Origin of the sequence: Acinetobacter sp. V110_1 (assembly GCF_031798975.1) — a bacterium.
GTDB lineage: Bacteria > Pseudomonadota > Gammaproteobacteria > Pseudomonadales > Moraxellaceae > Acinetobacter > Acinetobacter nosocomialis_A.
The window spans coordinates 312,724-325,461 of record NZ_JAVQNN010000012.1 but is presented as its reverse complement, the minus strand read 5'-3'; the positions used below and the strand labels follow the sequence as shown (position 1 = coordinate 325,461).

Sequence of the window (12,738 nt, the reverse complement as noted above, 5' to 3'; positions counted from 1 at the left end):
ATGAGGACTATGAAGAATTATAAAAAAGCACTAGGTGTGATTGCTGTTATCGCAGCAATGCCTTTAATGGCTCAAACCACAATAAAAGTTACAACATTTGATGATGAAGATAATGAGAACATGAATGCATGTTCTTTACGTGAAGCTATTACAGCAGCAGAAATGCGAAAATCTTATGGAGGATGTGAAGTTCCCGCAATTGATAAGAATTATACAATTCAACTCGAAGCTGGTACTTATACTTTAAATAAAGAGTTAACTCCTAAAGTTGCTTTAAATATCATTGGTAAAGAGGCAACAGATTGGGAGCGAAAAGGGGTCTTAACTAATGACTATCCAGCTCAAAAACCGCTTCAAACCCATATAAATGCTGGTGGAAAATCACGTATCTTTAATACAGCTGTTTCCCAACAACCTTTAGCGTTGACTAATATCATTTTAGAAAATGGCAAAAGTACTGAACAAGGTGGTGCAATTTATGCTGGTGCGGATATAACTCTAAAAAATAGCCAGATTCTAAATTCGCAAGCTCCTAAAGGTGGAGCAATTTATCTTGGAGGAAGTAATTCTAGTTTAACGATGAATCATTCTTTGATCCAAGGCAATGGTAAGTCTTCTATTGAAGGTAGTATTCTTGCAATGAGTTGTATGTTTAATAATACATACAGCGCACGTACTTTATTGCTTGACTCAAATAGCTTTATAGATAATGGGGCAACAGATTCTATAAGTACTTTTGACTTTTGTGGTAGCCCTACAGCGACTTTTACGAATAATACAATTGCGAAAAATATAGCCAGCCTTACTAATGGTAGTATTCTTAAATTTACTGGAGATGCTGATCCATCACAGAATCAAACTAGTAATTTAAGCTCATCTAGTAGTTTAGCATTGCAAAACAATACAATAGTTGAGAACTCTGCAAATACAACTTTCCTATATGATAAATTAGGAAAAAAAGATTTAAATTTTAATATATTAGCATTTAATACTGGTACTTACGCATGTCGATACTTATTAGGAGCGGCGGCAGCAGAAAAAGATACTGGATTAAATTTGAAATTTAATGCATTAAACTTAACAGGTAATAGTCCAAAATGTGATGTACCTACAGAATTAATTCCTACAGGCAATACAAATATTGATATAAAAAATGAAGTCTTTAGTACTTTATTAGAGCCTTTAAAAGAAGCTAATGAGAATAATGGTTTTTTACCAATTTATTACCCTAAAAATAATTTCTCAGCAACAGATTTGATCGATGTAGATACGGAAAATAAGGGTACATGTCAAAATCAAGACCAACGTGGATTATCCAGATTAGTAAGTAATACGTATTATTATCAAACGCTAGGCAACATTAAAAATAGTTGTGATATTGGTTCAATTGAATTAATGAAGCTTACAGCAGGTGACTTAGAAGGTTTAGGCAATATCTCATTTACGACTTTATTAGATACTTTTCAGAAAAGTTACGATTTGTATGATGGTTTGCTAAAAGATCCAACTACACCATCAAATTTTATTGTTTATTATAAAGTTCGTTTAGCTGAATTTAAGGATTTACTTGATAAATTTAAGAATGATACTACTCATGTAAATACAAAATATCGAGCTATCTATATAGATTTAAAAAACTATGGTTTTCCACTGCCAAGTGAAGACGCGAATCATGTATTAAAGTTTTTTAATACGACTGATTATGGTGTTAAAGCAGAACCACTAGGTGTTGGACAGAAAGTAGAAGATTTAACATCAGATACTGAGACTAAGAAAAATCAGCGGTGTGAGTGGAATCCGACAGTACAGCAAATTCTCTTTTATCGTGTTGATGATGATGTTACTTCAAATACAACATATGAATTTTGTAAATATACAATTACTACTAAAACTGGGGAGGAACTGAGTAGCGGGTTGATTAAAGCGAAATTTGCAAATATTGCCCCTGTTTCAGGAGATGGTACGATAAGCTTTAAATACTTAGCTAATGAAATTATTCCACTAAATTTACTTAAATATGCAAATGATGATGGTGATGGACCCGTTAATACACTTAGTACTAAACCTAATAAACCTTCATTTTGGGTAAATGATCAAGGTGCTGAGCTACCAATTTACTTACCGAGTAAAACATCAAAAGATGGAATTTTTACGGTAGTCAAAGCTGATCGGGAAGGTCCATGTCCAGGCAAAGATAGTAAAAATACGTGTTATGGTGGCAACATCTATATTCAAGCAAAAAATGTATTTAATACTTTCAATGATACATTGACTTACTATGTTTATGACGCAGATGGAACCATTTCAGCCAAAGCGGGAACAATTAACTTAGTAAGCACAGCAACTACAACCGATGATTCTAGAAGTGGTGGCGGTGGAGGAAGTATCGGAATCTTCTCTCTTACATCACTGCTAGGTTTGATTGCTTATAGACGTTATCGTAAGTAAAAGCAAAATAAAAAAGCCTCCATCGGAGGCTTTTTTATTTGTTATTAGATGTTTAAATAGCACATTGTTAAAAAGTGATTTTTTAGTGCTCTAAATATTTATTGATATATTCTTCGCGTATAGCAGTTCTTTCATCAGCACTTGCTTTTAACATACGCTGACGTAAATCATTACGCTCTTGTGTACTCATTTTTTGCCAAGCTTCGCGCATTTTTTGCTTTTCTGCATCTGGAAGTTGGTTGAACCAATCCATGCGTTGTTGCAAGTTAGCGCTTTGGTTTGGTGGCAATTCTTTTAAACTTTGATAACGTTTAATTACTGCTCGTTGCTCTTCTTCAGATAGAGCATTCCAAGTATCGTCTACTTGAGTATTGGCATCTTTAGAAAAAATCCAAAAGCGTTCAAAACCCGCAAAACTGGTTTGCAGGAAACTTAATGAACAAAGGATAAGTGCTAACTTTTTAGCTACCATGTTGAACTTTATCCTCACCCAACACCATCAGCATTTCTAAATCTTCCACCATTTGTGGAGATAATTTAGGATTTACAACAACTTGATTTTGTGGCTTATCCATCATATCTACCGAATTGGGTAAAATAACAAAACCCGTAATCGCTGCAGCAAGTGCAAAACCAGTCATTTTCCAGACACTATAAAAAGAGGCTGGTTTTTGTTGGATATGGTCAAGCACATGATTCATCACCACTGTTTTATTTTTATGGTGATGGGCTAAACTATCGAGTTTAGACGTCACCTTTTTAGTGAAATCATCATGATTCATTGGAACCTCCCATGGGATTTAAATGCGCTAAGTACTCTCTAAGTCCCTGAATTGCTCGATGATAATGGGTTTTTACACTACCTTCAGTGCAGTTCATAATTTGTGCTGTAGTATGGGTGTCGAAACCTTCCCACGCACGTAACATGAAAGCTTGTTGTTGACGAACAGGTAGTTTTGCAATCGCTTCCTGAATCTCTTCTATGGTTACTGCTTGATCTAGAAAATCTGCTGGATTGATTGCTTTTTCATCGACAATATCAATGATCTCTTCATCATCATTGTCTAGACTAACTTTTTTGAAGAATGAAAATGGGTTTGCCCGACGTGCTTCTTTGCGGCGCCAATCCTGAAGTTTGTTGTTTAGAATAGTATAAAACAGCGGATACCATTCTTCAGTACTTCGATCGGCGTAAGACTTGTGTAAAGCAATAAATGCTTCTTGAACCAAGTCCATGGCAATGCCTTGTTGACCTTGGGTAGCACTCTCCATCATCACCAAAGCACGACCAGTAACATCTTGCATAAAAACCTTTAGGCGTTGTTCAGCCGTGCTGGCATGAACACTAGATGCTTCCGATCGAGACTTTTTCGGTGCTAAATCCATGGAGATGGAAAATCCTGTCATTGGACGTACCCACCTTATCTTCAATATATCTCTTATATAACGTTGAAAAGAGGTGGGAGGTTGACAACAATCGGCTATTTTTTAGTAGTGTAAATGATTTTTTTCACAAATATGAGCGATGTAAAATAAATTAACGTTTTATTGGCGTTGGCGAACCATTTCAAAAAAACAAATAGATCCTGCAATTGCTACATTTAATGACTCTTGACCACCGGGCTGCGGTATTGTCACCGACTGCGCATGCTCTAAAGCATAATCACTTGCGCCTTGTCCTTCGTTGCCTAAAATCCAAACGCATGGCTTTGAAAGATCTTTTGAATAAAGACTGGTTGAGCGATGAGAACTTGTAACGAAAACAGGAATATCGAATTTAGGAAGAATATCGGTCAATTGAAAGTTTTCAAAACAATGTAAACTAAAATGAGCTCCCATACCTGCTCTTAAAACGCGAGGAGACCAAAGTGAGGCAGAACCTTGAGTACAAATGATTTGTTTAATATTTGCTGCTGCTGCTGAACGTAATAATGTACCTACGTTACCTGGGTCTTGTACATTTTCGAGAATTAGAGTGTCTAAGCTATAATCAATCGTTGATGCTGTTTTAGGTAAATCAATAATAGCCAAACAAGGAAGCGTATTACCTAAGGTACTTAAGTCTTTGTATAGAACTTCACTAATAATAAAAACATGACCCTGATGAAGTTCGATAATTTTCTTTAAATCGTCATGTTCCAACGCCTGTTCAGTCGTAAACAACGAAAAGAGCTTTTTCTGTTGTTGTAACCAAGCTAGGCAAAGATGAGTACCTTCAAGAACTGTTTGCTGATGCTTTTTTCGGGCGCTATTGAGTTCAATTAAACCACGCAAATGTTTAATTTTTGCATTGTCTTTTGATTCTAAAAAAATAACCGCCATAAGGATATATCCAAAAGGGCGTCATCATACTATATGACGCCCTCTATAATTTAAATTATTAATGATAGCTTGTTACGCGTTCAACTTCATTTTTAGAACCAATAATTACAGGAACACGTTGGTGAAGCTCAGTAGGTTCAATATCTAAAATACGAACACGGCCAGTAGTTGATGAACCACCTGCTTGTTCAATAAGCATACTCATTGGGTTAGCTTCATACATTAAACGTAAACGACCTGCTTTTTTCGGGTCTTTTAAGTCATATGGATAAAGGAAAATACCGCCACGGCATAAAATACGGTGAATATCGCCTACCATACACGCTACCCAACGCATATTGAAATCTTTTTCACGTACAGATGTTTTACCTGCAAGTAACTCTTCAATATATTGCTTTACTGGTTGTTCCCAATGACGCTGATTAGATGCGTTAATTGCAAACTCTTGAGTGTCTGCTGATACTTGAACATTCTCTGTAGTAAGTAAGAATGTTTGAGTTTCTGGGTCTAAAGTAAAGAAAGCTACACCGTTTCCAACGGTTAAAGCCATCATTGTTGATGGGCCATATAACACATAACCAGCAGCAACCTGTTGAGTTCCTGCTTGCATGAAATCTTGTGACTGTGTCACTGCATTTTTTGCAGGGAGAATCGAGAAGATTGTTCCTACGCACATGTTGATATCAATGTTACTTGAACCATCTAATGGGTCGAATAATACCAAGTATTCGCCGTTTTCTTGCGCAGGTGTAAAGTCGTCAAGTTCTTCAGATGCAAGACCACCAACATGAGGGTGAACTTTTAAAGCATCAATTAAATAGTCATTAGAAATCACATCAAGTTTTTTCTGTGTTTCACCTTGAACATTTTCATTACCTGCACTACCTAAAATTCCAGCCAAAGCACCTTTTTGTAGGGCTTGGTCAATGGTTTTACAAGTCTTAGCAATGGTGTCGATGACTTGGGCCAACTCAGGTGTTAGGTTCCCTTTTTGTTGTTGTAAAAATTGGGACAATGTGAGGTTGGACATAAAAAAACGCTCCTGTGCGCAAGCATCAAAATGAGTCAAATAAATACGTGGCATATTCTAGATGAGAATGCCAGAAAATAAAAATTATCTTACTTTATTTGTGTTGCATTTATGCTTACAAGCCCCATTTTACATGGTATGTTGTTTGCATAGCAAAGGAATGTATATTTAGGAGAATCGAAATGACAACTAAGAAGTTTGATGCGACCCCAACGGCAGGTGAACCAATCAATTTAGAAGAAATTTCGAAAGAAAGTGTTCAGGAAGCTTGGAAAGACTATGAAGCTAAACCTGAATATAAAGCTTTTAATAAGCATGATTTGATTGAGTCGATGCAACATTCAGAAGAAGAGGAAAATAAATCTTCTTAAATTAAGAAAGCAAAAATAAACGCCCATAGATGGGCGTTTATTTTTTAAAGGGATATTTTATTTTAATAGAGGAGGAACTGCCTCATAGTTAATTTCAACACGGCGATTTTCTTTCCAAGCTGATTCGTCATGGCCTGGGTTAACAGGAGCTTCTTTACCATAACTTACAGCTTCAAGTTGCTGTGGATTTACACCATTTGTAATGAGGTAACTTTGAACAGCTTTTGCACGACGCTCACCTAAAGCCATGTTGTATTCACGTGTACCACGTTCATCTGTATGACCTGTCAATGCAACTTTTGAGTTTGCATTTGCCATGAGGAACTGAGCATGGGCTTGAAGTGTTTGATAATCTTCGGCAGATAAATCACTGCTGTCATAATCGAAGTGAACAACACGTTTAGCTAAAGCAGCTTTATTTGCTTCAGTTACACCTTTTGATGAAGCACCTGCCAAATTTTGGGCATTTAATGCGGCCTCTTCACTTAAACCAGTTGTGTTTACTGTACTTGGGTTTGTAGTACCAGTAGTTGCCGTTGTTGCAGGCTTACGGCTCGCACAACCTGTCATGACAAGCGCTACACTAAGTAGAGGAAGGGCCAAATATTTGATTGATTTCATCATCATCTCCATCAATGGAATAAAAAGTTATTTAGGTGCCCAGGCTGGTTCACGTACTTCACCTTGTTCACTCGGTAAATTCATACGGAAACGACCATCAGTGGACATGATAGACAGTAAACCACGGTTCCCTTCACGAGTTGCGTAAACCACCATTTGCCCATTTGGTGAGAAACTTGGTGATTCATCTAAACTCGTTGGGGTAAGAATATTGACAATGCCTGTATTAATATCTTGGATAGCAACTTTATAGTTACTGCCACTTGGTCGATGCACCAGTGCTATTTTTTTACCATCTGTACTTAAAGTACCACGAGCATTAAACGACCCTTTAAATGTTAAGCGTTTTACTGAGCCATCTCCAAAATCATAGCGATAAATTTGAGGAGAGCCTCCACGGTCAGATGTAAAAATAAAAGCTTTCCCATCTGGTGTGTAACGTGCTTCTGTATCAATGCCAGAATCATTCGTCATACGTTTGACTTGGCGAGTTGATAAATCCATTTGATAAATTTCAGGGTTACCATTCATCGATGCTGTAAATAGCATTGATTTGCCATCTGGTGAAAAGCTTGGCGCACCATTTAAGCCTTTAAAGCTGGTAAGTACTTCACGTGTTCCAGTAGATAGATCTTGTAAGTAAATTGCTGGGCGTTTAGTTTCGAAAGAAACATAAGCAATTTTTTTAGCATCAGGAGTCCATGCTGGAGACAGAATTGGGTCGCGTGAAGAGAGAACAGTTTTTGGTTGCTCACCATCTGTATCGGCAATTTGTAAAGTGTAACGTTCCGCAGGAGTTGCCGGGTTACGTAATACATAAGCGATACGACCGCTAAAATCGCCTGCAATACCAGTCAATGCTTGATAAATAGCATCACTAACCATATGTCCAGCTTGACGGATGCGTGAAGCAGGAACATTCAACAACTCATTGAGAAGATATTGCTGTTTTTGTACATCATAAAGTTGGTAATGGACTTCAAACCCATCAGCTGTTTGCTTAATTTGCCCAGTAACAACATATGGAATACCAGCAGCTTGCCAATCGGATGCTTGAATTTGATTAATAGCAGCATTTGCAGGTAAGTTTTTCGATGAACTTGTGAAACGTCCTGAACGGTTTAAGTCCGTTTCAACAATTGGATAAAGTCCATTGTCATTATTAAAGGGAACAATAGCGATTTTAGGCGCCTGATCAGGTGCTTTTGCAATTTCTAAATGTAGTTGAGCAAAGGCAGCTGTTGGAGCAAGAGGACTTAATGCTGTAAGCAGCGTTAAGGCTAGAATGTGTTTGCGGCTCGTTTTCATAGGTTTAAAGTCATTGAAGGCATTTTTGTGACTGTGGATTTTGTAACATAGTTACATGCCTTAAACTATTTAAAGCATGTAACAAGATACTTATTTTGCAGTAAATGTTGAACTGAATGATCTTGCTTCGCGTCGAGCATCAGGATCAGATGGCATAGGGTAAGGTGCAGCAGAACGAATCGCTGCTTCGACACTGGCTTTAACATCTGGGTTGCTAGAGCTAACAATAACTGATAATACAGCTCCACTATCGCTAAGAGTGACACGCGCAGTTGCTTTTTGACCTGATGTTCCTGCTGGAATATCCCAAGCATTTCTAATTTTCTGCTCAAAATCACGCTTCGCTGAAGATGCAATTTTTTTGGCTTCACCCTTTTTCTGAGCAGCTTCTTCCTGTGCTTTTTTAGCAGATGCAGCTTTTGCTTCGGCCTCTGCTTCAGCTTTACGTCTTGCATCTTCAGCAGCTTTTTGCTGTTTCGCTTTTGCGTCAGCATCAGCTTTACGCTTAATATCCTCAGCCGCTTTCTGCTTTTGGGCCTTTGCATCAGCTTCAGCTTTACGCTTGGCATCCTCAGCTGCTTTTTGATGTTTGGCTTTTGCATCAGCCTCAGCTTTACGCTTAGCATCCTCAGTCGCTTTCTGCTTTTGAGCCTTTGCATCAGCTTCAGCTTTACGCTTGATATCTTCAGCTGCTTTTTGATGTTTAGCTTTTGCATCAGCCTCAGCTTTACGCTTAGCATCTTCAGCTGCTTTCAGCTGTTTAACTTTCGCATCCTCAGCAGCTTTGCGTTTAGCATCTTCGTTTGCTTTACGAGCTTCATGTTTGGCTTTTGCTTCAGCTTCAGCTTTACGTTTTGCTTCTTGCTGTGCCTGAAGTTTTGCATTTTCAGCTTCACGTTTCAGTTTTGCATCAGCCTCAGCTTTACGTTTAGCAGCTTCTTCAGCTTTGCGAGCCTCACTTTGTTCATGTTTGTTTTTTGCTTCAGCTTCAACTTTTGCAGCTTTTGCCTCAGCTTGACGCTTAGCCTCAGTCTGTTGTTTTTGAGCTTCCTCCAAACGTTGCTGTTCCGCAGCTTGTTTCGCTTTAGCAGCTTCTTCAGCTTTACGTTTTTCCTCAGCTAATTTTGCTTGCTGTGCCTGCTCAGCTTTTTGCTTTTGGGCAACCAGATGTTGTGCTGTTGGCGGAGGAGGTGATGGTATTGCTGGAAGATTTTGAGGAACATTTTCATCCACAATCGGGCTTAGAACTTCTTCTGCCTGATTTTCTGCAGTAGTTTGTTGCTCAACTTCTTTTGCTAAAGGTGGTGGTAAATCTTCTGGCTTAACTAAGATAGTCGTCAGCTTTTTTGGCTGTTCAGGTGGTTTACTCAAGCCTAAAAAAAGCAAGCCGACAATGGCAATTGCATGAACTCCAAGTGTGAAGCCCAATGCAATCGCATTTTGTTTAAAAGGAGGCTTTTGATTTTTGTTCATAGCTTATTTTAAAGGCTCTGTCAGAAGGCCAACTTGAGTTAAACCTGCTTCTTGTAAACTTGCCATCAATGATACGACTTCGCCGTAAGGGCGCGACTTATCACCATTCACTAAAACCGTAAGTTGTTTGTTTTCCTGCTCAGCTTGCTTTTGTGCTTCACTTAAAACAGATTCAAGCTTTTCACGAGAAAGTGGCTCGTTGTCTTTATAATCTTGATATTGAAGATAAATATTGCCATCTTTACCAATCGTTACCATGGCTGGCATATCTTTGGATTCAATTGGACGATTATTTGCCTGAGGTAAATCGACTTTGATACCGCTAGTAATCATGGGCGCAGTCACCATGAAAATAACTAAAAGTACTAGCATTACATCGATATAAGGCACGACGTTCATGTCACTTTTTAATGGTTTTTTTATGCGCTCAAAGCGCCCTGAACGTTGAATGGCCATTATGCATCTTCCTGTGATGAACCCACAGATTGACGTTGCAATAAAGCAATCATCTCTTCGGCAAATAGTGCGCGGTCAGAGTAGACGCTTTCGCTTTTAGCCGTAAAGTGGTTAAAAGCTAATACCGCAGGAATTGCAGCAAATAAACCAATTGCAGTTGCAATAAGTGCTTCAGCAATACCCGGTGCAACCGTCGCTAATGTGACTTGATCAACGGCAGCCAAACCAATAAAAGCATTCATGATTCCCCAAACAGTACCGAATAAACCGATATATGGGGCAACAGAACCAATACTTGCTAGAGTGCCTAGACCATATTCAAGAGTACCCTGATCACGACTTAAACCTACACGTAAAATACGCTCGGTGCCTTCAATTGTTTGAGAAGTAGATGCTTGACGTTTTTTAAGTTTAAAAAACTCACTCAATCCTTGATAAAAAATATCTTCAAGGCCTGAACGTTTTGAGTTGAGTTGTGCATTGTTATAGAGGGTATTAAGTTCAGCACCAGACCAGAACATTTTTTGGAAATGTTCATCGCCTTGACGTGCTTTTTTATAACCCATATGTAACTTGGCAATGAGGTACCAACTAAAGATTGATGCTAACAATAAAATCAGCATGACCAATTGGACGACTGGACTTGCTTGTAAGATAAGGTCAGAAATATGCAGGGTTGATTCAATGTTTGTTGCCATAGTTACATATGCCGGTTGTTTTTTTAGTCTTGTTCCAATTCTTTACGAATAAGATCACGTATTTCTTCTGGAAGACGACGAGCTACCAGTTCTTTACTTAAACATGCCAACTCAACCTCGCCAGAAGCAAGCAAGATTTCACCACGATAAATATTTTGTTGCAACACAAATGACGCAGCTTTACATGAAACTACACGTGCTGTAACAGTAATTAGGTCATCCATTAAGATAGGGCGCATGTATTTTACGTCGATTTTGTGGACAACAAAGTTGTAGTCTTTTTGATGCCAGTAATGATCAACGCCAGAAGCACGGAGCCATTCTGTACGGGTACGTTCCATATAGCGAATGTGGTTGGCGTGGTAAACGATACCGCCTGCGTCCGTATCTTCGATATAAACACGAATATTGAATTCAAAATGATTCGCCATGAGAGTATTCCGTTTTAGTTCACTATAGAGCTTTATATTTAAAATATGACTGCTGAATAAAACATCAGTTCTAATCAAAGTCATACATCTGCTTTTAAATACGGGGCAGTTTAGCAGATTGCATACTAAGTCCTATGGCACAACCTTTCAATTGCGATTGCTCTATTTATAATCTAAAAACGGTACATCTTATGGCTAGCATGCTTTTGACTTAAGAGGGCTTCCATGAGATTTGAACTTGTTTTGATATATTCGGATAATCTAATACGAATCTTACATGCAGCTCGGTTCCTGTTTTTAAGGCCTTGTCATCTACAATAAAATAAGGACTATGATTTGGTGCAGCTTGAGTTAAGTCCTGATTTTCTGGTGTTGCACCTAAGAAAACAAAGAATGACGGCATTAATTTTCCATAATAGGCAAAATCTTCACTTGCGCTTGCATTATGATCTAAAACATGAAGTTTTGAGTCTCCAGCAACCTTGACTAAAGTTGGCTGAATAAGCTGAGTCAGTGCTTTGTCATTCATAGTCACTGGAGCATAAGGTGCAATTTCAACTTTAGCAGTCACATCATTGGCTTGAGCGTCGTGTTCTATCATGACTGGTAAACTTTTTAAGATATTTGCCCGTATCTGTTCATTATTAGAACGAATAGTCCCAACCATATTGACCTGTTCGGGAATCACATTTCCTGCTGTACCACCTTGAATATTACCAATACTCACTACGCCCATACCTTGGGTAAGGTCGGTTCTCCGGCTAATAAGGCTCTGTAAATTATTAATCATTTGTGCCGATGCATAAATCGGATCTCTACCTAACCAAGGGGTAGAACCATGTACCTGCTTGCCGTTGACCTGAATACGTAAGTGGTCTGCACTATTTAAAATAGCGCCATCTTTATAATAAAGGTGGCCACTTTGCATACCAGAGATGACATGTATTCCAAAAATGGCTTCAGGTTTATAGTCTTTAAATGCTCCATCTGCGATCATTTTTCTGGAGCCGATTTGATCACCTTGTGTGAAGTTGTCTATATCTGCTCCACCTTCTTCCGCAGGTTGAAAAACAAAGACAACCGTACCTGATATTTTATCTTTATTGGCAGCCAGAATTTTTGCCGCACCTAATAGCATTGCGGTATGGGCATCATGTCCACAAGCATGCATTACGTAATTTTCTTTACCTTGATAAATTGCTTTTTGTTTACTCGCAAATGGAACACCACTTTTTTCCTCCATAGGTAGCGCATCCATATCTGCTCTAAGCGCAATTATAGGGCCGGGTTTATTACCTTTTAAAATACCTACAACACCTGTTTTTGCATAACCTGTTTTGACTTGAATGCCATAAGACTTTAATTCTTTTTGAACAAGCGCAGATGTCTTAACTTCCATATTGCCCAGTTCAGGATTTTGATGAATATGTTGTCTTAATTGAATGACCTGATTTTCATTTTGTTGTGCGGCATCTTTGACCCAATCTGCTAGGCTCAGCTGGCTTATGAGGGCTAGTGGAAAAACTAAAGCGGCTTTCTTATACATGTCCTTATCCTAAAAATATTATTGTTCATAAGAT

The 12,738-nt window shown here is 38.3% G+C and carries 14 protein-coding genes; 2 read left to right on the top strand and 12 right to left on the bottom strand.

Features of this window, described 5'->3' with window-relative positions; genetic code table 11:
* Positions 1 to 9 precede the first annotated feature (9 nt).
* A complete protein-coding gene (locus RMA95_RS02000) occupies positions 10 to 2,448 on the top strand; it encodes a CSLREA domain-containing protein (protein ID WP_311069441.1) in 2,439 nt (812 codons plus the stop codon).
* 82 nt (positions 2,449 to 2,530) lie between these two features.
* Here the strand turns inward: RMA95_RS02000 and RMA95_RS01995 are convergent, their stop codons facing one another.
* The 5 genes from RMA95_RS01995 to RMA95_RS01975 all read right to left on the bottom strand — a co-directional run bounded on the left by RMA95_RS01995 (position 2,531) and on the right by RMA95_RS01975 (position 5,800).
* Positions 2,531 to 2,920: a DUF3106 domain-containing protein gene (locus tag RMA95_RS01995; RefSeq protein WP_022575263.1), complete on the bottom strand. Its 390-nt coding sequence runs from the start codon at positions 2,918 to 2,920 to the stop codon at positions 2,531 to 2,533.
* Positions 2,910 to 3,230, bottom strand: a complete 321-nt coding sequence (locus tag RMA95_RS01990; RefSeq protein ID WP_002052599.1) for a hypothetical protein — start codon at positions 3,228 to 3,230, stop codon at positions 2,910 to 2,912. Before RMA95_RS01990 ends, RMA95_RS01995 begins: the two co-directional genes overlap by 11 nt.
* Positions 3,220 to 3,834: an RNA polymerase sigma factor gene (locus tag RMA95_RS01985; RefSeq protein WP_000362317.1), complete on the bottom strand. Its 615-nt coding sequence runs from the start codon at positions 3,832 to 3,834 to the stop codon at positions 3,220 to 3,222. The genes RMA95_RS01990 and RMA95_RS01985 overlap by 11 nt, the downstream gene beginning before the upstream one ends.
* 159 nt (positions 3,835 to 3,993) lie before the next feature.
* Positions 3,994 to 4,770: an RNA methyltransferase gene (locus RMA95_RS01980; protein WP_151749563.1), complete on the bottom strand. Its 777-nt coding sequence runs from the start codon at positions 4,768 to 4,770 to the stop codon at positions 3,994 to 3,996.
* 58 nt (positions 4,771 to 4,828) lie between these two features.
* The gene (locus RMA95_RS01975) at positions 4,829 to 5,800 is read right to left on the bottom strand and encodes a class 1 fructose-bisphosphatase (protein WP_311069440.1); all 972 of its coding nucleotides are present in this window, start codon (positions 5,798 to 5,800) and stop codon (positions 4,829 to 4,831) included.
* Between the two features lie 182 nt (positions 5,801 to 5,982).
* Between RMA95_RS01975 and RMA95_RS01970 the strand changes: the two genes are divergently transcribed.
* Complete coding sequence (locus RMA95_RS01970) at positions 5,983 to 6,171, top strand: NF038105 family protein (RefSeq protein WP_002052586.1); 189 nt, start codon at positions 5,983 to 5,985, stop codon at positions 6,169 to 6,171.
* A 57-nt stretch (positions 6,172 to 6,228) separates the two neighbouring features.
* On the opposite strand, the gene pal is transcribed toward RMA95_RS01970, so the two are convergent.
* The 7 genes from pal to RMA95_RS01935 all read right to left on the bottom strand — a co-directional run bounded on the left by pal (position 6,229) and on the right by RMA95_RS01935 (position 12,704).
* Positions 6,229 to 6,792, bottom strand: coding sequence for a peptidoglycan-associated lipoprotein Pal (gene pal, locus RMA95_RS01965; protein ID WP_311069439.1), 564 nt, complete (start codon positions 6,790 to 6,792; stop codon positions 6,229 to 6,231).
* A 27-nt stretch (positions 6,793 to 6,819) separates the two neighbouring features.
* Positions 6,820 to 8,100 carry a Tol-Pal system beta propeller repeat protein TolB gene (gene tolB, locus RMA95_RS01960; RefSeq protein ID WP_311069438.1) on the bottom strand — a complete coding sequence of 427 codons (1,281 nt, stop codon included), beginning with the start codon at positions 8,098 to 8,100 and terminating at the stop codon, positions 6,820 to 6,822.
* 90 nt (positions 8,101 to 8,190) lie between these two features.
* Positions 8,191 to 9,573, bottom strand: a complete 1,383-nt coding sequence (gene tolA, locus RMA95_RS01955) for a cell envelope integrity protein TolA (protein WP_311069437.1) — start codon at positions 9,571 to 9,573, stop codon at positions 8,191 to 8,193.
* A gap of 3 nt (positions 9,574 to 9,576) precedes the next feature.
* Positions 9,577 to 10,029 (bottom strand): protein TolR, encoded by a 453-nt coding sequence (gene tolR / locus RMA95_RS01950; protein WP_002052868.1) that lies wholly within the window; start codon positions 10,027 to 10,029, stop codon positions 9,577 to 9,579.
* Entirely contained in the window at positions 10,029 to 10,727 is a 699-nt protein-coding gene (gene tolQ / locus RMA95_RS01945; protein ID WP_311069436.1) for a protein TolQ, read from the bottom strand. The genes tolR and tolQ overlap by 1 nt, the downstream gene beginning before the upstream one ends.
* Before the next feature lie 23 nt (positions 10,728 to 10,750).
* Positions 10,751 to 11,158: a tol-pal system-associated acyl-CoA thioesterase gene (ybgC, locus tag RMA95_RS01940; RefSeq protein WP_004699892.1), complete on the bottom strand. Its 408-nt coding sequence runs from the start codon at positions 11,156 to 11,158 to the stop codon at positions 10,751 to 10,753.
* A gap of 211 nt (positions 11,159 to 11,369) precedes the next feature.
* Positions 11,370 to 12,704, bottom strand: a complete 1,335-nt coding sequence (locus RMA95_RS01935) for a M20 family metallopeptidase (protein WP_311069435.1) — start codon at positions 12,702 to 12,704, stop codon at positions 11,370 to 11,372.
* Positions 12,705 to 12,738: the final 34 nt, after the last annotated feature.

Coding starts and splice junctions, on each gene's coding strand:
- RMA95_RS02000 (WP_311069441.1), top strand. CDS start 10: ATGAAGAATTATAAAAAAGCACTAGGTGTGATTGCTGTTATCGCAGCA.
- RMA95_RS01995 (WP_022575263.1), bottom strand. CDS start 2,920: ATGGTAGCTAAAAAGTTAGCACTTATCCTTTGTTCATTAAGTTTCCTG.
- RMA95_RS01990 (WP_002052599.1), bottom strand. CDS start 3,230: ATGAATCATGATGATTTCACTAAAAAGGTGACGTCTAAACTCGATAGT.
- RMA95_RS01985 (WP_000362317.1), bottom strand. CDS start 3,834: ATGGATTTAGCACCGAAAAAGTCTCGATCGGAAGCATCTAGTGTTCAT.
- RMA95_RS01980 (WP_151749563.1), bottom strand. CDS start 4,770: ATGGCGGTTATTTTTTTAGAATCAAAAGACAATGCAAAAATTAAACAT.
- RMA95_RS01975 (WP_311069440.1), bottom strand. CDS start 5,800: ATGTCCAACCTCACATTGTCCCAATTTTTACAACAACAAAAAGGGAAC.
- RMA95_RS01970 (WP_002052586.1), top strand. CDS start 5,983: ATGACAACTAAGAAGTTTGATGCGACCCCAACGGCAGGTGAACCAATC.
- pal (WP_311069439.1), bottom strand. CDS start 6,792: ATGAAATCAATCAAATATTTGGCCCTTCCTCTACTTAGTGTAGCGCTT.
- tolB (WP_311069438.1), bottom strand. CDS start 8,100: ATGAAAACGAGCCGCAAACACATTCTAGCCTTAACGCTGCTTACAGCA.
- tolA (WP_311069437.1), bottom strand. CDS start 9,573: ATGAACAAAAATCAAAAGCCTCCTTTTAAACAAAATGCGATTGCATTG.
- tolR (WP_002052868.1), bottom strand. CDS start 10,029: ATGGCCATTCAACGTTCAGGGCGCTTTGAGCGCATAAAAAAACCATTA.
- tolQ (WP_311069436.1), bottom strand. CDS start 10,727: ATGGCAACAAACATTGAATCAACCCTGCATATTTCTGACCTTATCTTA.
- ybgC (WP_004699892.1), bottom strand. CDS start 11,158: ATGGCGAATCATTTTGAATTCAATATTCGTGTTTATATCGAAGATACG.
- RMA95_RS01935 (WP_311069435.1), bottom strand. CDS start 12,704: ATGTATAAGAAAGCCGCTTTAGTTTTTCCACTAGCCCTCATAAGCCAG.